The sequence below is a fragment of the Francisella philomiragia genome (genome assembly GCF_018135955.1).
Taxonomy (GTDB): domain Bacteria; phylum Pseudomonadota; class Gammaproteobacteria; order Francisellales; family Francisellaceae; genus Francisella; species Francisella philomiragia.
Genome location: NZ_CP063138.1, coordinates 888,154 through 908,866, shown reverse-complemented (window position 1 = coordinate 908,866; position 20,713 = coordinate 888,154). Strand labels below are relative to the sequence as shown.

Genomic DNA, 20,713 nt, shown 5'->3' with positions numbered 1-20,713 from the left:
TGAACTCCATGCTTTTGATATTTAATAAATCGTATCTTTATCACTTAACGTTATGGTTATTGCTACAGGCAAAAAAGAATCATTAATCACAAAAACATCTAATTTTAAATCAAGAACGTTGATTATATCAGAAGTAATATAGTTTGTTAAAAATTTAGTATTATCCATGTTGATTTTATGCTTTTCACCAGCTCTATTTATCATCATTTTAATTTCATTTTTATCTATATTTATTAGTATTTTTTCACTAAAAGTCTTGTTTTTAAGTAGTTCCATAGTACATAGACAGATAACCAAGTAATTATAATACCTTGTTTCTATCTCTTCAGCAGCACTAATAATTATAAGTTCTTTACTTATAAGTTGCGAGAATACTTTTGTTAACTCTTTATTTAAGCTAACAAAATCATTAATGCTGAATTTACTTTGCTTAATTAGCCGATTATATAATTGTTCAATTAAAGAGTTTCTAGTAAATAATTGTTCTACCTGGTTTTTATTTTGTTGAACATCATCATTATCTTTTAAATACTCTCTAAATGATTCTACAATTGAAGTTTTATCTCGCTGACTTGTACTACTATTATTTTTTTTGTATTGTGATGATATTAGCGTTTTTCTATACGTTACATCTTGAGCTATTCCAAGTATACCAATAACTTCATTATTTTCTGTCATGATAGGTATTTTTTCTGTTTCTATCCATAAAAAACCTCCATTTATAGATAGCAAATATTCTGAAGTGTGAGACTTTTTAGTAGTGAAAACATATAAATCATCACTTTTAAAAGCATCTGCCTGCTCTTTCCCCCAGTTAAAATCATCATCGCATTTTCCAATGGCATCTTCATACTCAATTTTACTAAGATTACAAATATTCTTACTTAAAAAAATATATTTAGAATCTATATTTTTAACGTATAAAAAAAGATCATCACGATTAATATTTGCTATTGCTTGAAATATTGGAGAAGAAATGGATTTAGATAAATAGTCGTACATTTATAATTCCTTAAGATATTTTTTTAAATTCTCTGCCAACAACTTAATTTCATCAAGTTCATGTGTTGCTGAAAAAGTAATTCTTAGTATTGCTTGAGACTTCTCGACAACAGGATAGACCGCACAAGTTACAAGTATTCCACTAGTCTTTAGAATCTTATAATATTTTATGGCGTCATCTTCGTTACCAATATAAATAATTCTAAAAGGCAAAAAACTATTACGAAGTTTATTTAATTTTATATTTGTAATTTGGTGATCAAAATACTCTAAATTATTACGTAATTTTTGTTGTAACAAATCTATTTTTTTTGATAGGTGAATATCACAACTCTTATTTATCACTTCCAATGTTGGAATTGATAAAGGACCAGAAAAAGTATACGTAGTACAATATTGCAACAAAAAGTCAATTTGCTCTATGTAAGGCATAAGTATTATGCCACCCTGCCCTCCAAAGCCTTTTGTTAATGAAGTAGATATAAAAACCCTATCATTTAGTTTGTACTTAAGCTCTTGCATAACATGACCACTGCCATGTTTACCAGTGATTGACATTCCATGAGCATCATCGAAATATACATATCCTTCATATTTATTGACTAATTTCACTATATCTTTAATAGGATAAATCTTTCCCATAGAGCCAACACTATCCATAATTATAAATGGGGTTTTATCATCTAGATTTATTTTTTCCATATACAAATCTAATTCATAAATATTAGAAGTGTCCAGTACTTCGATGTCACAAAATTGCTTTATAATTCCCTGTAGAATTTTCAAAGATTGGTGTGAGTGTTTATCTAATATACAGTGTATTTTTTTATCTGTTCGCATTTTAGGAAATATTTGAGAAACTAATAAAGGTATAACACCAAGATGTGCCGTATGTAAATTCTGAAATAACAATGGTGAATATGGATAGAAAATTTTGGATAATTTTTCTAATACACTATTTTCTAATTGAGATACCGCACGTGTTCTTGAACTTGAAAATAAAAAACCTTGTAAGTCTAAATCTGTACTATTTTTGATAGCATTTATAATCTCTTTATCATTGTGTAAACCTAGATAAGAACATGAGATAAATTCCAAATAATCCTTGTTGTCAGTTAATGTAATTCTTTTCCTTGTAGTTTTTATAAAAGTATTACGTGCACATTTATAACTAGTTTCTAGAAAATTTTCTGTTCGCTTAAATCTTTTTACAAACCAGTTATCATTAATTTTCATCCTTCCAACCAAGTCATATGTAACATATTAATATTACATATTCAGCGATGCTTATAAAAGATGTTATCTAGCAACTTATGTTAGAGTCTACTAGTTTTATAAGTTTTGAATCATATTGCAATCAAATATATTTTAAAGACGAATTAACAAATAATTACATGAATGTCAGACATAAAATTTCTAAAAAATTATTATCTTGTGAAAAAAATATCCAACTTCTATGAGCTTTCTTTTTGATTTTTCACATTTTGAAACATATAAAGTATCATTAATTACATAATAGATCGCATCCTGCGAAAATTCCTCACCTAAATTACAAGCATCATTAAGCGATTTAGCATCAAACATAAAACCATTTTCTTTGTGCTTAGATGACTTATCAAAACCATTAATTTCATAGACCCAGCTATATGACTTTTCTAGTTGATTTCTTAATATTTGATTTCTAGCTAAATTTTCTTGATCTTCAAGAAGCTGATTAAATGGATTGTATGCTGTAATAATCGCAAATTTGTTAGGATACCTGCTAGGTAATATAGGAACTTCAAATTTAGTTGTAAAATACCATTCACAAAGATCTAAATTAGAACTATTATTCATAAGCCTTTAGTTTTTGCTCTAATTGGCTACCTGTATGGACACCAGTAAGCGTTTCTACAGGCTGACCTGCTTTGAAAATTATCATAGTTGGTATACTTCTTATACCAAATTTAGCTGCTAGACTTTGATTATCATCGACATTAACTTTGACAATCACAGCTCCTGCATAATCTTTTGATAGCTGATCAAGTATCGGCGATAAAGTCTTACAAGGACCACACCAGTCAGCATAAAAATCTACTAATATAGGTTTTGTAGAACTATTTATTAGTTTATCAAAATTAGCTTCATCTGTTTTTATTACTTTACTTAATGCCATATTTATTTCTCCATAAATGTTACATTTGCTCTTATATTAATATCTTGAGATACAGATACTGGACTATAGCTACTTGCATCACTTTCATTATAAGCTGCTGATTTCATTAACATAACCGTATTTCTAGGCTTATAGCCATCTATATCAATATATTGTACTGACTGAATAGTATAGTTGCTATTAGTTTGTTTATTAAAACTAGTAAGGTAGTCTTTTGTATCCTTAAAAAGTTGTATCATAAGCTGCTGTTTTGCAGCTTCTACTTCTTTAGCAGGAGGATTGTAATCTAATACTTTTACAGCTAATCTCTTTCCAGAAGATCTGTCTTGATTTTCAATTGCTTGCTGTAATTTATTTAAATCACCTTGAGATATTCTAGATTGAAGTTGTATCGTAATATTGATAGCACCACTATTACTAGTATTTTGCTCAATATTTTTGACTTTCCAGTCGGATTTTACAATGTTGTTTATACTATCTGTAATTTGATTTTCTATACTATTTTGCTTATCTAAAGTAGTTGTTGCATAGCCAGTTACTTCGACAAGTATACTATCACTTTTTATAGTGGTTTCAGCTTGAGTTGTATACTTGATAGTATTGTACTCGACACAATTATCCGAATTTGCTACTGCAAAAGATACTGTACCAACAAGCCCTATTAAACAAAATGGGATTAATCTCTTCATATTACATCCTCTAAGAAATATTTCTATAAATTCAGTTTAGCAGATATTAAAATATTAAGCAGGCCCAATTTCAGCAATTGTTACTAACAATTATATTATATCATGAAGAATATCATCTAATGATTCTAAAATTTGTTCTTTAATTTCATTTTCAAATGGGAAATCATCAGACGTTAGTTGAGATTTTACAAAGCTCTCTAGAAGTAGATGCTGAGCGCTTTCTAAAGTCAGTCCTCTTGACTGTAAATAGAAAAGAGCATCTTTATCAAGCTCCCCTATTGTTGCACCATGAGTGCACACTACATCATCAGAGAAGATTTCTAATTCTGGTTTTGTATTAATCTCAGCTTTATTGCTTAACTGAATATTTTTATTGTTCTGAAAAGCTTGTATTTGCTCTATACCTTTGTTAACTACTGCTTTTGCATTAAACCATGCTTTAGAGCTACCATTAGCTACACCACGGAAATTTACATTACTATATGTATGAGATGCATTATGATTAACTAAAAAACATGCATTAGCAATAGCATTATCTGCAACTAGATATAATCCTCTGATATCAAATCTTGAATGTGGCTTATTTAGATTTACTACGAAATCATTTCTAAGTAGTCCATCCTTATTCAGCAAACTAAATCCATTAAACTCCGCTGCACGATCTAAATTAATCAAATAATTAGCAGTAGTAATTAACTGGGTGTTATTTGGGTTATCTGCATTATTTGTAAAGTTTACCTTAGCAGATTCTGCGACATTCACATCCAAAAACAAATTGATAGCAGAATTTTCAGTAAGACTTACAAAGTCAATATCCAAATCTAGATTTGCAAACATATCGACATCTAACTTCAATGAGATATTAGTTAGCTTATTTTTAGCCATATCTGTATTTATAAATATAAGGCTAAGAGAGTCTTTAGTATCTTTAGGTATATTTATTGCAAAGTGCTTAGAATTTTCGATAGCTAATCTAGACATAGTTCTATCATCTCTATGTAGCTCTAGAGCGCTAATATGGTTCAATTTTTTGTTATAATCAATAGCCAAAACACCATCTAGAATTATTACAACATTTTCTTCAGTATCAAATTTAAAGCCTTCTAAATAATCCTTAGACTTAGGAGAATCTTTAAGCATTTCAGATATACCACTTTTACTATAAATAGTAGCTAAGTTTGTATATTTCCAGCTTTCTTGTTTAGTAGTTGGTAGCGATTTATTATCTATTAACATTTTTAATCAACCTTTAGCTATTTAACCAAGAATAACCTTTTTCTTCTAGCTCAAGAGCTAGCTCTTTACCACCTGTTTTGACAATTTTACCATCAGCTAAAACATGGACAAAATCAGGTTGTATATGATCTAAAAGTCTTTGGTAGTGTGTAATAACTAAGAAGCTTCTCTCTGGAGATCTCATAGTATTTGCGCCTTGAGATACTACCTGAAGAGCATCAATATCTAATCCAGAATCAGTCTCATCTAATATAGCAAGCTTTGGCTCAAGCATCATTAGTTGTAGCATTTCATTACGCTTCTTCTCACCACCTGAGAAGCCTTCATTAACTCCACGCGACATATATTTTTGATCTATCTTTAAGACTTGCATGTTTGCTTTTAGCTTTTTCATGAAATCTATAGCATTGATTTCTTCTTCGCCATTTTGCTTTCTAATGCTATTTACAGCTGTCTTTAAAAATTGAACATTACTAACACCAGGAATCTCAATAGGATACTGTAAGCTTAAAAAGATACCTGCTGCAGCTCTTTCGGATATAGATAGATCATCTAAATCTTTACCGTTAAATGTTATCGCCCCTTGAGTAATCTCATAGCCATCTTTACCAGCTAAAACATTACTTAAAGTACTTTTACCAGCTCCATTAGGTCCCATAATTGCATGGACTTCACCTTTGTTAACTTTTAGATTTAAGCCTTTTAGAATCTGTTTTTTTTGTTCGCCAACACTTACATGTAAATCTTTAATTTCTAATAACATTTTATTAACCTTTTAACTTATATAATTCTAAAGTTTAACCAACAGCACCTTCTAAACTAACTTCCATTAGTTTTTGAGCTTCAACTGCAAACTCAAGTGGTAACTTTTTAAATACTTCTTTACAAAAACCATTAACAATCATAGCAATTGCATCTTCTTCCGAAAGACCTCTTTGCTTACAGTAGAAAAGCTGATCATCAGAGATCTTTGAAGTTGTAGCTTCATGTTCAATTTGAGATGAATTACTCTTATTTTCTATATACGGGTATGTATGTGCACCACAATTATGCCCTATGAGTAATGAATCGCATTGAGAAAAGTTTCTAGCATTAGAGGCATTAGGTGATATTCTCACAAGCCCTCTATAGGCTTGAGAAGCTTTACCTGCAGAAATACCTTTTGAGATAATCGTACTCTTAGTATTTTTACCAAGATGAATCATTTTTGTACCAGTATCGGCTTGTTGAGCATGACGAGTTAAAGCTACAGAATAGAATTCACCAATTGAGTTATCTCCACGTAATACTACTGAAGGGTATTTCCATGTAATTGCAGATCCTGTCTCAACTTGTGTCCAAGAGATTTTTGCGTTCTTATGGCAAACACCTCTCTTAGTAACAAAGTTATATATACCACCCTTACCTTCTTTATCTCCTGGATACCAATTTTGTACTGTAGAATACTTGATTTCAGCCCCATCTAAAGCAACCAGCTCAACCACTGCTGCATGAAGCTGATTTTCATCACGCATTGGTGCTGTACATCCTTCTAAATAACTAACATAACTTCCTTCATCTGCGACAATCAATGTTCTTTCAAATTGTCCAGTATTCATCGCATTTATTCTAAAATACGTTGATAATTCCATTGGACAAGTAACACCTTTAGGAATATATACAAATGAACCATCACTGAATACAGCAGAGTTAAGTGCTGCATAAAAGTTGTCACCCTGTGGAACTACAGAGCCTAAATACTTTTGAACTAGTTCTGGATACTTCTGTACTGCCTCTGATATGGGACAAAAAATAACTCCCGCTTCAGCTAGTTTTTCTTTGAAAGTTGTTACAACTGAAACTGAGTCAAACACCGCATCAACAGCTATATTTTTAACTCCAGCTAGCATTTCTTGCTCATGCAGAGGAATACCAAGCTTGTTATATGTCTCTATAATCTCAGGATCAACTTCATCTAAACTTTTAGGATGATCTTTTAATGATTTTGGCGAAGAATAATAGCTTATTGCTTGAAAATCAATAGCAGGATAACTCAAATCAGCCCACTCAGGTGACTTCATCTCCAACCATTTTTTATATGCTTTTAAACGCCATTCCAATAGAAATTCAGGCTCTTTTTTTCTTGCAGATATCAAGCGTATCACATCTTCATTAAGACCCGCATCGATAGTCTCAGCTTCTATTTCAGTTACAAAACCATGTTCATAATCTTGCTCAATGATTTTATCTAAATTTTCGCTCATACTTTAACTTCTGCCCTTATTGTTGACAATATCATAGATTGATGTTTTTGAAAGTAGATCTAGCAATTGACTATTTAAAACTCTCCAATAACTACTTACCATACAGCTTCCCAAGCTACATTTTTTATGTAAATCACAACATTCTGTAAGATTCACATCTTTCTCTACAGCTTTAACGACATCCAGAACAGTAATATTTTGTGGATCATCAACTAATGTGTAGCCACCCTCTATACCGCGCTTAGATACTACAATATTTGATATTGAAAGCTGATTTAACAGTTTTCTAACTGTAGGAATATTCAGCCCAGTAGTTTCAGCAATTTTTGCAGCACTATAGGGATTTAAGTTATTTTCAGCAATTGTTACAACCACAAGTAAACCGTAGTCGAGTAATTTACTTATTTTAAGCATAATTAACTCTAATCTATACTAATTTAGTATCATATAGTAGATATAATAATATTTATGATGCTCAATGTAAATTAAAAATTTGATTATTTTATAACCTTAGAATAGTATTTGTAAATAGTTAACCACTACAAGCGTTATTATAACAATTAATCATGAGAATAGCTATTTTAGGTGCAGGACAATTAGGAGTTTATTTGACTCAACGATTAAGTCTAGATCATCAAGTTTCTATAATTGATTTAGATGAAGAAAAACTTGGGTTTATATCTTCTGCTTTTGATGTCCAAACGATAATTGGAGATGTAACAAAACCTAATATAATGATGGAAGCTAATTTTAAAGATACTGATATGATTATTGCTGTAACATCTAATGATACTACCAATATAGCAGTATGTGATATGGCTTACAAGCTATATAAAACACCATATAAAATAGCGCGAATTCGTGATACAGAATATAATAGATTTCCAAAATTACTTAATAATATAGACTTGGTTATCAAATCTTTTTTTGAAACTACAAAAAGATTAGAACAATTGATTTTTTTATCTGGAGCTTATTTTATATCAACATTTTTTGATAAACGTGTGCAATTAGTTGGAGTTGAGGTTTCACAAGATTCATCACTTATTGGTTTGTCTGTTAAAGATATATATCTCGGCTTAGGAGATATAAAAGTAGATATAATTTCAGTTCATAGGGGTGGGAATAAGCTAGATATTAATGATACTGATATTTTAGTTGAACCTGGCGATAGGGTTATGTACTTATCAGAAAAAGCATATTCATCCCAAATTCTATCAATATTTCAGCCTAAAAAAGCAAATATTAGAAAAATTTTTATTGCCGGGATTAATTACGCGAGTATTACTCTTGCAAAATCACTAGAAAATAAAGGTTATATTATAAAGATGATTGATCCAAATGCTGAAAAATGTGAATTTGCTTTAAATGAGTTATCAAAGTCTACAATTCTGCACTATAATCCAGTAAATAATAATTTATTAGTTGCTGAAGGTATTGACGAAGCTGATATGTTTTTCGCGTTAACTAATTCAGATGAGATTAACATAATGTCATCTATTTTAGCCAAAAAACTTGGTGCCCGAAAAACTGTAGCAACAGTAAATAGTTCAGAATATTACGATATTACTAGAGATCTTAAGCTTATTGATATATCAATTTCTCCACATAATTTTTCATACACAACAATCAAAGCATTTTTAACCCAAGTTGATATGCTTAAAATGTATGAGGTTGAAGATAGTGAAGAAATGTTTGTTGAGTTAAAAGTTCATGGTCAAGAGAATATGTCTACAGTAATCGGTAAAAAAATATCTGATCTGAAATTGCCAAATGGTTTACAAATTTTAGCTATTATGAAGGATGACAATATTCCTAGATTCTTTACTGATAATTCTGTTGTCAGTGATGGAGATAGAATTATAATCAAAGTTGATAACAAAAGTGCTCTGCAGACACTCGAAAAACTTTTTCAAGTAATGCCTTTATACATTGCATAAATGATTGCTAAAATACGAGAAATTAGGTTATGATAAATCTATCATAAAATTTACTCATAAGTATAACTCATGGTATCAAACTCAACAGGAAAAGAAAAAATTGGCTTAATTTTACTTATATTATTGATGACTGGAGCAATTGATAATATAAGAAATCTCCCCTCTACTGCCACATCAGGCACCTATATATTTTTCTTTTTTGCTGTTGCGGTTTTGTTATTTCTAGCTCCTGTAGCCTTAGTATCTGCAGAAATGACTGCAACATATACAGCCAAAGGTGAAGAAGGTGTATATGGTTGGGTTAAAAAAGCTTTTGGACCTAACATAGCTATGCTAGCAATCTGGTTTCAATGGATTAACACCTTAATATGGTTCCCAAGTATACTGACATTTATTGCAGGAACTATTGCATATCTATTTAATCCAGATTTTGCTCAAAATATTAAATTCACTATTATTTTTATTACAGTAGTTTTTTGGTCTTTAACTATTTTAAACCTCAAAGGTTTACGTGTCTCTGCGATTTTTGCAAGTGCTTGCACATTTTTTGGCATGGTTGTTCCAATGCTACTTATGGTTATTTTTGCATTAATATGGTTACTCAATAGCTATACTATAAACATTCATTTTGAATTAGGCAATTTAATCCCTAGTTTCACATCTACCGAGTCTTGGATGGGTCTGACAGCGATAATCGCATCTTTCTTAGGGCTTGAATTAGCAACAGTTCACATAAGAAATGTAGCAAACCCTAAAAAAACATTTCCATTAGCACTATTAATTTCAGTGATTTTTATAGTATTTACGATGGTATTAGGTGCTTTAGCAGTAGCGATCATATTCCCTCAATCTGAAATAGATGTTGTACATGGAACAATTAAGACTTTTAAAGTTTATCTAGAAAGCTTAGGTATACCTATGTTTTTCTATTATGTTCTAGGATTGATGATCTTCATAGGTTCTATAGGATCGATGATCAATTGGATGATTTCACCTGCTCGAGGTTTGTTACAAGCTGCAGATGATCATTTTTTGCCTGATGCTTTAGATAAAACAAATAAACATGATGTACCCAGTGGGATTCTTATATTACAAGCAATCATCATGACTATTATATGTCTTTTATTAGAGCTTGTGCCATCAGTTCAAGCTTACTATTGGCTTCTTACTGCTTTAAGTACTCAAATTTACTCTTTGATGTATTTAATGATGTTCTTTGCAGCACTCAAACTAAAACTTACAAATAAGGAATCCACTCGTAACAATGAAGATTTTAATATACCTGGTGGTAAATTTGGTATGGTTTTTGTTTGTATCTTAGGTATTGTAGGAACAATCTCTTGTGTAATAGTTGGTTTTATTCCTCCTGATAATTTATATGAAAATCCTTTTGAATTTATTCAAATGTTATCAATATGTTTTGTATTATCAATCGTTCCTGTAGTATTATTCATGATTTATAGAAGGATCAAACTTAAAAATATCTAATGCTTGAATCACTAATTCTCTTTATATTCCTAATTATTGGCTATTATATTTTTAATTTCTCACAATCATTAAAAATTATAAAACTTATAAATTTATCATTAGATTTTATTGTAATTTCTATAATTTTTTTACTGGGCTATAACTTTAGTATATTTACTAATACAAATACCATAGTTCTAGAGGTTATAGGTATAAGTTTGATATATATTACAATTATTACAGTTGCTAATATATTGGGGATTTTTATTTTTTGTAAAAAAGATCCTAATATAAAAGCTCAGTTTAAATCTGATAAAATAAGTGAAACTAAAGAAAATCTATTTATTACAATTCTTAAAGCAAGTAAGTACTTAATATATCTAATAATAGGTTATATATTAGGCGAAATTATTAATATAAATATTACTTCATTTATAAATGACATTGTATTTGTGATGTTATTACTTCTTATGCTAATTATTGGTGGTTTATTAAGATTTGAAAATATATCACTAATAAGTCTCTTTAAAAATAAATTAGCTATGTCCGTGGTTGTTATAGTTATTGCAACATCGATAATTTCAGCTATTTTGATCAGCTATATGATTAATATACCAGTCAAGCAAAGTATTATGATCAGCTCAGGCTTAGGCTGGTACTCTTTATCAGTTGTCTTAAATACTGACTTCATTGGTGAATATTATGGAATGATAACATTTATGGTTGATTTTTTACGAGAAATATTAGTGATTGCGATGGTACCATTACTCAAACGATATTTTTCTGTAGAGATGGTCGGATATGCCGCAAATACTGCTATGGATTTCTGCTTACCCATACTTAGAAATAATTATGGTAATAAAATAGTTTCATTAGCTATAACTATTGGCTTAACGATGACTATTATAACTCCAATTCTTCTCGTGTTAGAAAATATAATTTTATAACTAATCTAAAAAAATATTCTAATATTATGAGATTTATCTCTTATGAATGGATTAAGTAAAGATAATGAAAAAATTATTTGCTACGGAATTTGATACGACCTTTAGTTAAGTCATAAGGAGTTATTTCAACTACTACCTTATCACCAGTTAATATACGAATATAATTCTTTCTCATTTTACCTGAGATATGCGCTGTTACAACATGCCCATTCTCAAGTTCTACTCTAAACATTGTGTTTGGAAGAGCTTCTAAAACAACACCTTCCATTTCTATACAATCTTCTTTTGCCATATTGGCCTCATCTCCGGTTAAATTAGTTTTTAATAATTACATAAAACAGCATCTATTTTAAAAGGAATTATTTAAAAACTCAAATCTTTTGAAAAAATACTTATGAAAAGGTTATAATTCATTATCAAAATCCCAATATTTTAAGTATTCCATAGTGGAAAAAGTTTTTTTCTTTGAATTAATAATCTTTCTAGTAGCCATTTTAGGTGGTGGCATAGGAGCTATTATAGGTATTGGGGGAGCACTGGTAATAACTCCTTTACTATCAACGATATTAGATGTACCTCTTCACTATGCTATTGGAGCATCACTAGTAGCAATAATCTGTACATCAACAGCAACTTCTCTTGTTTCTTTAAAATCTCATGGATTGACTAAAGAAAAATTAGGAATGTTTTTAGCATTAGCTACTGCTATTGGGGCTATATTTGGAGCTAAACTAGCTTTAACACTAAAATCGCAAGCATTATTTCTTATATTTGGTGGAATATTATTTGTAGTTGCTGTTTTAAGTTTTGTAAAAAAGAAACAAAATAGCACTATTCAAGAGTCTACCAAAGTGTCGGTTATTGCTGAAAAACTTCAGCTTAATGATTCAATCACTGTAAATAAGGTAAAACAGCAATATAATGTCAGACATCCTATTCTTGGTTTTATATTTATGTCTGGAGCTGGGTTTATTGGAGGGTTACTTGGTATTGGTGCTGGTATTTTTAAAGTAATAGCGATGGATAAGGTTATGAAGATACCTTTTAAGGTAAGTGCATCTACTAGTAATTTTATTATGGGTATTACAGCATTTGCAGCGACTTCAACATATTATTTCGCAGGATATATAGATAGCTCGATAACTGCTCCTGTTGCTTTAGGTACTTTATTAGGGGCTACTATAGGCTCTAAAATTATGCCTCATATTTCAACAAGAGTTTTAAGACTTACATTTTTTATAGTTTTATTTATCTCAGCATTACAAATGATAATTAAAGGATTAATATGATCAAAGATAATGTCATATATCGTGTTATAAAGTTAAACTTATCATTGGCTGTTTTTATAATATGCTTAGGTGCTGTAGATGCTATTTTTGGAAGTCCATATATTGCAAAAAATATTGTTAATCTTGGAATTTTTTTAATAATAATAACGCCTGTGTTAAGGATTCTTTTAGAATTTATCTTTTTTATAAAAGCAAAAAACTACACTTACATGCTAATATGCTTACTATTATTCCTAATAATAGCCGTTAGTATAGTCTGTTAGATAGTATATTTATTCTAAAAATGTTAATATTTTGTCTATTGTGATAATTGTGCTCATAAGGGCTGAAAACTTATTGAAATATGTTTACTAGTTTATCAGATAAATTACAATCTTCTTTTAAGAAGATAAAGGGACAAACGTCTTTAACAGAAGAAAATATACAGTCAGCTTTACGTGACATTAGAGTATCTCTACTAGAGGCTGATGTTGCATTACCAGTAGTCAAAAAATTTATAGAAAATATAAAGCAAAAAGCTATAGGTGAAGAAGTCAAAAAAAGTCTTACACCAGATCAAACATTTATTTCATTTGTAAAAAAAGAAATAGAAAGAGTATTAGGTGAAGAAGCTGTACCTATCAACTTAAAAACACAACCTCCAGCTATTATACTCATGGCTGGTTTGCAAGGTGCTGGTAAAACAACTTCTACAGCTAAACTTGCTAAGTATTTAAAAGAGCAGCATAAGAAAAAGGTAATGGTAGTCAGTGCCGATGTCTATCGCCCTGCTGCTATTGATCAGTTAAGAACTCTTGCAAATAGTTTGAACATAGAGTTTTTTGAATCTGACACATCTCAAAAGCCTGACTATATTGTTACAGAAGCTATTAGAGCTGCTAAAACAAAATTAATAGATGTTCTGATAATAGATACCGCTGGTAGATTGCATATTGATAGTAATATGATGGATGAAATCAAACAAATCCATAAAATTGCAAATCCAATAGAAACATTCTTCACTGTAGATAGTATGACAGGTCAAGATGCCGCTATTACTGCTAAAGCATTTAATGATGCTTTAGAGTTAACAGGTGTGATTCTTACAAAAACTGATGGTGATGCTAGAGGTGGAGCTGCTCTTTCGATTAGAGAGATTACAGGTAAACCGATTAAATTCTTAGGTACTGGAGAAAAAACAGATGCATTAGAGCCATTCCACCCTGATAGAGTAGCCTCTAAAATACTAGGAATGGGTGATGTGCTTAGTTTAATCGAAAGCATTGAACAAAAAACAGAGAAAAAATCTGCTGAAAAACTTACCCAAAAGCTTAAAAGTGGCAAAAGCTTTGACTTAGAAGATTTTAAAAGTCAGATACAACAAATGAAGAATATGGGTGGTGTTGGCTCAATTATGTCTAAATTACCAAATATGCCTGCAAATTTACCAGGCAATGTTGGTGATGATATGTTTAAAAAAATTGAAGCCATGATAGACTCAATGACTCCGCTTGAGCGAAAGAAGCCAGAGTTAATCAAACATAGCAGAAAGCAAAGAATTATAAAGGGATCAGGAACTACAATACAGGACCTTAACAAACTTCTACAGCAACATACACAAATGAAAAAAATGATGAAAAGTGTAGTTGGTAAAAAAGGAGGTATGGCTAACATGATGAAAAGGTTGTCAGCTATGCAAGGTATGGGTAATATGCCGGGTCTTTTTGGTAAAAGAAAGTAAGAATATAAAATATAAGGAAATCTCTAATGATAGGTGATAAAAACTTTGATAAAGTTTCTAATATAAATATTAAAAAGGAAAAAGTATTGATTCCAGCTGAAGTTCTAATTCAAGATATACCTCTTTTAAAGACTTCTTTTGAAACAGTTAGGAAATCGCGAAAAGAAATAGCTGAAATTATTCATGGTAAAGATGATAGAGTCGCTGTTATTGTTGGCCCTTGCTCAATTCATGATACAGAAGCTGCTATAGAATATGCTAAGAAACTAAAAGAACAAGTCAAAAAGTTCCAAAAAGAAATTCTTATAATTATGCGAGTATACTTTGAAAAACCTCGTACAACTATAGGCTGGAAAGGACTTATAAATGATCCTGATCTTGATAATTCTTATAATATCAATAAGGGGCTTCGTATGGCTCGTACCCTACTATCTGATATTACTAGTATGGGATTACCTTGTGGAACAGAGTTTTTAGATGTAATCACTCCTCAATATTTCGCAGAACTTATTACTTGGGGAGCTATTGGTGCTAGAACTGTTGAGAGCCAAGTTCATAGAGAGCTTGCTTCAGGCCTTTCTGCTTCTATTGGCTTCAAGAATGCTACAAATGGAGATATCCAAGTAGCTGTCGATGCTATTAAGTCAGCTACTTATCCTCATCATTTCTTAAGTACTACAAAATCTGGCTCTACAGCAATTTTTGCAACTAAAGGCAACCAAAACGGTCACATAATTCTTCGTGGTGGCGCTTCAGGACCTAACTTTAGCAAAGAACATGTTGATGACTGTATCGAAAAGCTTAAAAAATCTGAAATTGATACTAAAGTTATGATTGACTGTAGTCATGGTAACAGCAAAAAAGATCATACTAAGCAAATCGCAGTATTAGAAGATATTTGTGAGCAAATCAAAACTAGTAATGATGTATTTGGAATAATGATTGAAAGTAACCTTGTAGCTGGAAATCAAGATATTAATAGTAAGCCTCTAACTTACGGACAAAGTGTAACAGATAAGTGTGTTGATTTTGATGAAACAATCAAAATGCTTGAAATGTTAGCCGATGCAGTTAAAGCTAGACGTAATTCTCAAGAAAAAGTAGAAGCTAAAGAAGAGTCTCAATTTTCATTACTATAAATATTTTTATTAATATAAGATACTTTATTCTAAAATATATTAAGATATTTTTAATAGGATTCAGTATATTATTACTTTCTAATTGTGCGGATCAAAGTGTTACTTTTAAAAATATTCCTCCAGATAAGCAACTAATTATTGGTAAAGTTCCTAATATCTATATACTAGGTGGATTGGGACAAACATCAGAGGTAACTCCTGCTGACATTTGTGATGAGCATCAAGAGAAAGTTGCAAAAGTTACTTTTACAAAACCATTTATTTGGGATGGATTAATATCTTTGATAACTTTAGGTATTGTAACACCTCGACATACTTATGTTTATTGTGTGTAAGTTTATGAAAAATATAGTAGTTATACTTATTTGCTTATTCTTAGGAAGTTGTGCAACACAAACTGTAAATTTTGAAAAACCTAAACAAGTATTACAAAAGCCTACTTATTATAAAAAAGACACCTTTTTGTTAGGTATGGGACCCTCAACAGATATAAATGCCAGTAAAATATGTAATGGTAGTAACAATATTTATAAAGTTGATTCTGAGCAAACAACTTCAGATTTAGTCATAGCATGGGCTACTTTTGGAATATATACGCCACGTAGTATAGCCATTTATTGTAAATAGCAGTCAACCATTGTCATAAGAAAATATTATACACTTCATAAAATCAATATATTTAACTTCATATTATTTATTTGTCATAATACTCACAGAAAATATATAAGAATTCCAAATAAGGTATAAAAATGAAAAAATAATTATAGCATCAATACTATTAAGTCTAGCGAACATTGTTTTAGGAAGTCCATTACATCAAATGAATAGTTTTTCAAATAATGCGGTATTCCCAGCACCAGTAATGATTCTTGCAGAGTAATAAATAAAAAGGAAAGTTATTAGTTATTAATTAATGTATGTTTTATCTGTTTACCAAAGTCTGTAGCTGATTGAGGATTTTGCGCAGTAATAATTTTAGCATCATTTTTCACACAAGATTGCCATTCCAAAGCACTACTATATTTAGCACCAGCTTTGACTAAACTATCCTCTAGAGAAAAAGGCATAACATCAGTTAAACCGACAATTTTTTCTTCATTATTACTAAAGCCTGTTACTTCTTTATCTCTAATAATATTTTGCCCATCATTATCTTTAACATTTATCAGAGCTGCTACACCATGACATATTGCGCCAATTACTCCATTTCTAGAATAAACATCTAAAATCTTATTCTGTACATTAGAATCATTTGGGAAATCCCACATTGTCCCATGTCCACCAGCAAATACTATTGCATCATATTCTTTGATATTTACATCTCTGAGACTAGTGCTATTTTTCATAATATTTTTCAAATTATCATCGGCTAAAAATCTATCATTTAAAAGATCTTTTTCAGCAACACTATTAGGATCAATAGGGATTTCTCCACCAGTAATTGACACAATATCAATTATGATATTTTCATCAAGAATACTGTAATATGGGTGAGTAAGCTCTGATAGCCATAATCCAGTTTTTTCATTTAAATCACCCATTTTGCTATGACTAGTTGTAACCATTAATACTTTTTTCATGACGTTTTCCTATTTGTTAAAAACTTTATCTAGATGGTTTTTATAATTCTCAGTATACTCCTCAATTTTAGGATCTTTAATAACATCGTTTGCAATAAATGTTGGTAATCCTTTCATACCTATGAATTCATGAGCTTTATGAAAGTGTAGATATACCCCATCAACTCCAACACCTTCAAAAAGCTGGTCTTTCTCCACAAAAGCCTCTAATGGAGCATTCCATGTTAATGAGAGCATATATGTTTTACCCTGAAGTAAACCACCAGAACCATATTTTTTGCTAGCATCATGTCTAGATCGACCATCACTAGCATACATAACACCATGACCTGTGGTGAATACTTCATCGATATATTTTTTAACAATCCAAGGTGGACCCATCCACCAACCTGGCATTTGATAAATTACTGTATCAGCCCAAAGCCAGTTTTGAATTTCCTCATTTATATCATAACCATTATCAATAACTGTAACTTTGACATCATGACCAAAGCTTTTAAGATGATTCTCAGCGATATCATTTAGATATTGATTCAAAGTACCTTTTGAATGCCCAAATTCCTTTTTTCCATTAATTAATAATATTTTTTTCATATGTTTTGCCGGTAATAATTAGATAATAGCCAAGTTAATCAATTGGCTTCCTTGACAGACTGCACCGGTATTATGAATACTGATTACAACACCACCATAAGGCAGAACCAAGTCTTTCTTTTGCATAGTAGATGTTTGGATATATTGACCAATTACATCTCCAGCTTTGAAAATATCACCTGGTTTAATAAACCACTCATATAATCCACCTTCAATTGCTTTTAGGTGTTTGTAGTTAGGCCCATAGACATGGTGTCTAATGTCCGTATTTAATAAATCAGTATCAAAAGGTGAATCAATAATATCTTTGTGCTTCAGGTAATTAAGAATTCCTTGAGTTTGCATTTTAGCATTTGTGAAATTTATATACTCTTCAGAGCCTAATTCAAGTGTGTAACCCTCTTTTAGTACTTTTTCATCTCTACCCTGTTTTCTAAACTCTTGAGATAGGTGCCACCATGGACAAAATATAGCTTCATCAAGGGAGCCGCCAGCTTTATCATTATTAATGATTAACATATCTTTATAGCCAAAACTTTCTGCAATTTCTTTTGCAAACTCTGCAGTATATAAATATGTAGTAGCATCTGTATCAGTATGTAAATCAAGGACATAATCCGCCTTTTGAGCTTCTCTTTGGACTAGAAGATTTAATCTTTTTGCTCTAGATAGCTCCCATTCATTAGATAACTCTTTATCTAACTCTTGTTGTAAAAGATTTTCAAAAGCTTGCTTATACTCTGCTGTAGTTGAGTTGATATGTTCTTTGACAAATCCAGAATAATCGATAGATGGGTAGAAATAGTATCTATTAAAATTATCTCCTGTTGCTGAGTCAAATCTACCTTGGTGCCCTGCTCCTATAAATACATCTTTACCGATAGGATTACATTGAGGGATTAGATAAACATCACCTTTGGGCTGATGCTTTTTGAAATACTCAAGAAGCTCAACCATTACAGCATTTCCCTGTAATTCTGAAGCGTGCATACTTGCTTGCATATATACACTTGGTGCTGATGAATTAGAGCCTTTGATAGTTATTTTCTCTACATGAATATCTTCACCTGTTGATGATTGACTTACTTTGATTTTTTGTTTGGAAATATAGTTAGACATAATGCTAATTCAATTTTTTATGATTACGTAATTATAGCAATATAAAACTTGTACTATAAGAACATTTACTATCAAAAACATTTATTGACTCAATAAGTATTTACTATTACACCACTAGTTCTAAAATGCTAAAATGTCTCAATAAATCTTAAAACTTAGTAATAATCTGATGATAAAAGTAATGACATTCAATGCTAATGGTATACGTGCGGCGGCTCGTAAAGGATTTTGGGAATGGTTTAAAACGCAGGATGTAGACTTCTTATGCATCCAAGAAACAAAAGCACAATTTCATCAATTAGAAAAAGATGAACAGCATTTCCCAGATGGTTATTACTATGATTTTAAAGATGCTGTTAAAAAAGGCTACAGTGGTACAGCTATTTACGCTAAGAAGAAGCCTCTAAAGGTAATCAAAGAGCTTGGCTTAGATTGGGCAGATGATGAAGGCAGATATATTCAATTTGACTATGAAAACTTTAGTATTGCAAGTTTATATCTACCAAGTGGTTCTAGTGGAGATGTTCGCCAAGAGTATAAAATGCAGTTTCTTGAAAAATACAAAGAAATACTAAAAGAACAAACTGAATCTGGTAGAGATTTTATAGTTTGCGGAGATTTTAATATCGTGCATAAAGAGATAGATATCAAAAACTGGAAATCTAATTATGGCAAGACATCTGGGGTATTACCAGAAGAGCAAGCTTGGTTAGATCATATTTTTGATGATTTAGGTTGGGTTGATACTTTCCGTGTAATTAATCATGAGCCGTTACAATATACTTGGTGGTCAAACCGTGGTCAGGCTAGAGCAAATAATGTCGGCTGGAGAATTGATTATCATATTTCAACGTCTGCTCTAAAGGATAAAGTTGTACCAGAGTCTGATTATGTCTACAAAGAAAATTGGTTCTCAGATCATGCCCCACTGACTATTAGTTATGATTATAAAATATAAGGAAAGGTAAACAATGAAAAAACTTTTACTTACATCTTCTTTTGTTGATGTATCACATTTATTAGAAAATTTTATTGATGAAAAATTAATAAATAAACAAATAGCATTTATTCCAACAGCAAGCCTTCCTGAACACTATAAAGATTATGTTGAAAATGATAGAAAAGCTTTTGAAAAATTAGGATTAATTATTAAAGAGTTGGAAGTATCAACTTCTTCTAAAAAATTAATTAAAAAAATACTCAAGGATTCAGACTTTATATACGTTTCAGGTGGAAATACATTCTATTTACTCCAAGAGCTAAAAAAATCTGGTGCTGATAAAGTCATAATAGAAGAGGTAATAAAAGGAAAACCATATATTGGGGCTTCAGCGGGTTCTATTATTATGGCTCAAAGTATTACCTATACAGAAAAAATGGATGATAAAAATAAAGCTACTAGTTTAAATAATTACAATGCTTTAAATTTGATTGATTTCTATCCTGTACCACATCATACAAATAATCCATTTAAAGAAGTTGTTGATGAGATATTAAATGATTATAGAGATAAGCTTAATTTGATTCCAATAAGTAATACAGAAGCAATAGAAGTTAATGGACATGATATAAAGATAGTCGGAAAAAAATAAT

Annotated in this window: 24 protein-coding genes; 11 read left to right on the top strand and 13 right to left on the bottom strand. The window is 30.7% G+C overall.

Going from position 1 to position 20,713, the window contains the following annotated elements; genetic code table 11:
- Window positions 1-21: 21 nt before the first annotated feature.
- The 9 genes from IMS64_RS04430 to IMS64_RS04390 all read right to left on the bottom strand — a co-directional run bounded on the left by IMS64_RS04430 (window position 22) and on the right by IMS64_RS04390 (window position 7,739).
- A complete protein-coding gene (locus tag IMS64_RS04430) occupies window positions 22-1,002 on the bottom strand; it encodes a PAS domain-containing protein (protein WP_211491028.1) in 981 nt (326 codons plus the stop codon).
- Entirely contained in the window at window positions 1,003-2,238 is a 1,236-nt protein-coding gene (locus IMS64_RS04425; protein WP_211491027.1) for an aminotransferase class I/II-fold pyridoxal phosphate-dependent enzyme, read from the bottom strand.
- A 180-nt stretch (window positions 2,239-2,418) separates the two neighbouring features.
- Window positions 2,419-2,838 carry a DUF3293 domain-containing protein gene (locus IMS64_RS04420; protein WP_211491026.1) on the bottom strand — a complete coding sequence of 140 codons (420 nt, stop codon included), beginning with the start codon at window positions 2,836-2,838 and terminating at the stop codon, window positions 2,419-2,421.
- Window positions 2,831-3,157, bottom strand: a complete 327-nt coding sequence (gene trxA / locus IMS64_RS04415) for a thioredoxin (RefSeq protein ID WP_004287771.1) — start codon at window positions 3,155-3,157, stop codon at window positions 2,831-2,833. The genes IMS64_RS04420 and trxA overlap by 8 nt, the downstream gene beginning before the upstream one ends.
- A 2-nt stretch (window positions 3,158-3,159) precedes the next feature.
- On the bottom strand, window positions 3,160-3,846 hold the full coding sequence (locus IMS64_RS04410) for a hypothetical protein (protein WP_211491025.1): 687 nt from the start codon (window positions 3,844-3,846) through the stop codon (window positions 3,160-3,162).
- A 90-nt stretch (window positions 3,847-3,936) separates the two neighbouring features.
- Window positions 3,937-5,082: a Fe-S cluster assembly protein SufD gene (gene sufD, locus IMS64_RS04405; protein WP_004287773.1), complete on the bottom strand. Its 1,146-nt coding sequence runs from the start codon at window positions 5,080-5,082 to the stop codon at window positions 3,937-3,939.
- Between the two features lie 13 nt (window positions 5,083-5,095).
- Entirely contained in the window at window positions 5,096-5,845 is a 750-nt protein-coding gene (gene sufC / locus IMS64_RS04400) for a Fe-S cluster assembly ATPase SufC (RefSeq protein WP_042518389.1), read from the bottom strand.
- A 34-nt stretch (window positions 5,846-5,879) separates the two neighbouring features.
- Window positions 5,880-7,325 carry a Fe-S cluster assembly protein SufB gene (gene sufB, locus IMS64_RS04395; RefSeq protein WP_004287775.1) on the bottom strand — a complete coding sequence of 482 codons (1,446 nt, stop codon included), beginning with the start codon at window positions 7,323-7,325 and terminating at the stop codon, window positions 5,880-5,882.
- A 3-nt stretch (window positions 7,326-7,328) separates the two neighbouring features.
- Entirely contained in the window at window positions 7,329-7,739 is a 411-nt protein-coding gene (locus IMS64_RS04390; RefSeq protein WP_035735801.1) for an SUF system Fe-S cluster assembly regulator, read from the bottom strand.
- Window positions 7,740-7,891: 152 nt separating this feature from the next.
- On the opposite strand from IMS64_RS04390, the gene trkA reads away from it, so the two are divergent.
- The 3 genes from trkA (at window position 7,892) to IMS64_RS04375 (ending at window position 11,679) form a co-directional block, all read left to right on the top strand.
- Window positions 7,892-9,265 (top strand): Trk system potassium transporter TrkA, encoded by a 1,374-nt coding sequence (trkA, locus tag IMS64_RS04385; RefSeq protein ID WP_042518392.1) that lies wholly within the window; start codon window positions 7,892-7,894, stop codon window positions 9,263-9,265.
- A 69-nt stretch (window positions 9,266-9,334) separates the two neighbouring features.
- Window positions 9,335-10,753 carry an APC family permease gene (locus tag IMS64_RS04380; protein ID WP_004287778.1) on the top strand — a complete coding sequence of 473 codons (1,419 nt, stop codon included), beginning with the start codon at window positions 9,335-9,337 and terminating at the stop codon, window positions 10,751-10,753.
- 197 nt (window positions 10,754-10,950) lie between these two features.
- Window positions 10,951-11,679, top strand: a complete 729-nt coding sequence (locus tag IMS64_RS04375) for a LysO family transporter (protein ID WP_244972922.1) — start codon at window positions 10,951-10,953, stop codon at window positions 11,677-11,679.
- 73 nt (window positions 11,680-11,752) lie between these two features.
- On the opposite strand, the gene infA is transcribed toward IMS64_RS04375, so the two are convergent.
- Window positions 11,753-11,971 (bottom strand): translation initiation factor IF-1, encoded by a 219-nt coding sequence (gene infA / locus IMS64_RS04370; protein WP_004287780.1) that lies wholly within the window; start codon window positions 11,969-11,971, stop codon window positions 11,753-11,755.
- Window positions 11,972-12,125: 154 nt separating this feature from the next.
- Between infA and IMS64_RS04365 the strand changes: the two genes are divergently transcribed.
- From IMS64_RS04365 to IMS64_RS04340, 6 genes are all read left to right on the top strand, one after another.
- Window positions 12,126-12,968, top strand: a complete 843-nt coding sequence (locus IMS64_RS04365; protein WP_044526178.1) for a sulfite exporter TauE/SafE family protein — start codon at window positions 12,126-12,128, stop codon at window positions 12,966-12,968.
- Window positions 12,965-13,231 (top strand): DUF1634 domain-containing protein, encoded by a 267-nt coding sequence (locus tag IMS64_RS04360; RefSeq protein WP_042518394.1) that lies wholly within the window; start codon window positions 12,965-12,967, stop codon window positions 13,229-13,231. Before IMS64_RS04365 ends, IMS64_RS04360 begins: the two co-directional genes overlap by 4 nt.
- An 80-nt stretch (window positions 13,232-13,311) precedes the next feature.
- Complete coding sequence (ffh, locus tag IMS64_RS04355; protein WP_042518395.1) at window positions 13,312-14,688, top strand: signal recognition particle protein; 1,377 nt, start codon at window positions 13,312-13,314, stop codon at window positions 14,686-14,688.
- A 26-nt stretch (window positions 14,689-14,714) separates the two neighbouring features.
- Complete coding sequence (locus IMS64_RS04350; protein WP_042518397.1) at window positions 14,715-15,827, top strand: 3-deoxy-7-phosphoheptulonate synthase; 1,113 nt, start codon at window positions 14,715-14,717, stop codon at window positions 15,825-15,827.
- A 173-nt stretch (window positions 15,828-16,000) separates the two neighbouring features.
- On the top strand, window positions 16,001-16,162 hold the full coding sequence (locus tag IMS64_RS09825; RefSeq protein WP_244972921.1) for a Bor family protein: 162 nt from the start codon (window positions 16,001-16,003) through the stop codon (window positions 16,160-16,162).
- 4 nt (window positions 16,163-16,166) lie between these two features.
- Complete coding sequence (locus IMS64_RS04340; RefSeq protein ID WP_211491023.1) at window positions 16,167-16,454, top strand: Bor/Iss family lipoprotein; 288 nt, start codon at window positions 16,167-16,169, stop codon at window positions 16,452-16,454.
- Between the two features lie 272 nt (window positions 16,455-16,726).
- Here IMS64_RS04340 and IMS64_RS04335 read toward each other — a convergent pair whose 3' ends face one another.
- From IMS64_RS04335 to IMS64_RS04325, 3 genes are read right to left on the bottom strand one after another with little or no spacing between them, the layout of a single operon-like run.
- Window positions 16,727-17,392 carry a type 1 glutamine amidotransferase domain-containing protein gene (locus IMS64_RS04335; RefSeq protein WP_211491089.1) on the bottom strand — a complete coding sequence of 222 codons (666 nt, stop codon included), beginning with the start codon at window positions 17,390-17,392 and terminating at the stop codon, window positions 16,727-16,729.
- Window positions 17,393-17,416: 24 nt separating this feature from the next.
- Window positions 17,417-18,001 (bottom strand): NAD(P)H-dependent oxidoreductase, encoded by a 585-nt coding sequence (locus IMS64_RS04330; protein ID WP_211491022.1) that lies wholly within the window; start codon window positions 17,999-18,001, stop codon window positions 17,417-17,419.
- A gap of 18 nt (window positions 18,002-18,019) precedes the next feature.
- Window positions 18,020-19,120 carry a M14 family zinc carboxypeptidase gene (locus IMS64_RS04325; protein ID WP_211491021.1) on the bottom strand — a complete coding sequence of 367 codons (1,101 nt, stop codon included), beginning with the start codon at window positions 19,118-19,120 and terminating at the stop codon, window positions 18,020-18,022.
- Window positions 19,121-19,289: 169 nt separating this feature from the next.
- Here IMS64_RS04325 and IMS64_RS04320 point away from each other — a divergent pair, with 169 nt between their 5' ends.
- A complete protein-coding gene (locus IMS64_RS04320; protein ID WP_211491020.1) occupies window positions 19,290-20,078 on the top strand; it encodes an exodeoxyribonuclease III in 789 nt (262 codons plus the stop codon).
- Window positions 20,079-20,091: 13 nt separating this feature from the next.
- On the top strand, window positions 20,092-20,712 hold the full coding sequence (locus IMS64_RS04315) for a Type 1 glutamine amidotransferase-like domain-containing protein (RefSeq protein ID WP_211491019.1): 621 nt from the start codon (window positions 20,092-20,094) through the stop codon (window positions 20,710-20,712).
- The last annotated feature ends 1 nt before the right edge of the window (window position 20,713 follow it).

Bases quoted from the DNA above. Each gene is read 5' to 3' on its own strand.
- IMS64_RS04430 (WP_211491028.1), bottom strand. From the start codon at position 1,002: ATGTACGACTATTTATCTAAATCCATTTCTTCTCCAATATTTCAAGCA.
- IMS64_RS04425 (WP_211491027.1), bottom strand. From the start codon at position 2,238: ATGAAAATTAATGATAACTGGTTTGTAAAAAGATTTAAGCGAACAGAA.
- IMS64_RS04420 (WP_211491026.1), bottom strand. From the start codon at position 2,838: ATGAATAATAGTTCTAATTTAGATCTTTGTGAATGGTATTTTACAACT.
- trxA (WP_004287771.1), bottom strand. From the start codon at position 3,157: ATGGCATTAAGTAAAGTAATAAAAACAGATGAAGCTAATTTTGATAAA.
- IMS64_RS04410 (WP_211491025.1), bottom strand. From the start codon at position 3,846: ATGAAGAGATTAATCCCATTTTGTTTAATAGGGCTTGTTGGTACAGTA.
- sufD (WP_004287773.1), bottom strand. From the start codon at position 5,082: ATGTTAATAGATAATAAATCGCTACCAACTACTAAACAAGAAAGCTGG.
- sufC (WP_042518389.1), bottom strand. From the start codon at position 5,845: ATGTTATTAGAAATTAAAGATTTACATGTAAGTGTTGGCGAACAAAAA.
- sufB (WP_004287775.1), bottom strand. From the start codon at position 7,325: ATGAGCGAAAATTTAGATAAAATCATTGAGCAAGATTATGAACATGGT.
- IMS64_RS04390 (WP_035735801.1), bottom strand. From the start codon at position 7,739: ATGCTTAAAATAAGTAAATTACTCGACTACGGTTTACTTGTGGTTGTA.
- trkA (WP_042518392.1), top strand. From the start codon at position 7,892: ATGAGAATAGCTATTTTAGGTGCAGGACAATTAGGAGTTTATTTGACT.
- IMS64_RS04380 (WP_004287778.1), top strand. From the start codon at position 9,335: ATGGTATCAAACTCAACAGGAAAAGAAAAAATTGGCTTAATTTTACTT.
- infA (WP_004287780.1), bottom strand. From the start codon at position 11,971: ATGGCAAAAGAAGATTGTATAGAAATGGAAGGTGTTGTTTTAGAAGCT.
- IMS64_RS04360 (WP_042518394.1), top strand. From the start codon at position 12,965: ATGATCAAAGATAATGTCATATATCGTGTTATAAAGTTAAACTTATCA.
- ffh (WP_042518395.1), top strand. From the start codon at position 13,312: ATGTTTACTAGTTTATCAGATAAATTACAATCTTCTTTTAAGAAGATA.
- IMS64_RS04350 (WP_042518397.1), top strand. From the start codon at position 14,715: ATGATAGGTGATAAAAACTTTGATAAAGTTTCTAATATAAATATTAAA.
- IMS64_RS04340 (WP_211491023.1), top strand. From the start codon at position 16,167: ATGAAAAATATAGTAGTTATACTTATTTGCTTATTCTTAGGAAGTTGT.
- IMS64_RS04335 (WP_211491089.1), bottom strand. From the start codon at position 17,392: ATGGTTACAACTAGTCATAGCAAAATGGGTGATTTAAATGAAAAAACT.
- IMS64_RS04330 (WP_211491022.1), bottom strand. From the start codon at position 18,001: ATGAAAAAAATATTATTAATTAATGGAAAAAAGGAATTTGGGCATTCA.
- IMS64_RS04325 (WP_211491021.1), bottom strand. From the start codon at position 19,120: ATGTCTAACTATATTTCCAAACAAAAAATCAAAGTAAGTCAATCATCA.
- IMS64_RS04320 (WP_211491020.1), top strand. From the start codon at position 19,290: ATGATAAAAGTAATGACATTCAATGCTAATGGTATACGTGCGGCGGCT.
- IMS64_RS04315 (WP_211491019.1), top strand. From the start codon at position 20,092: ATGAAAAAACTTTTACTTACATCTTCTTTTGTTGATGTATCACATTTA.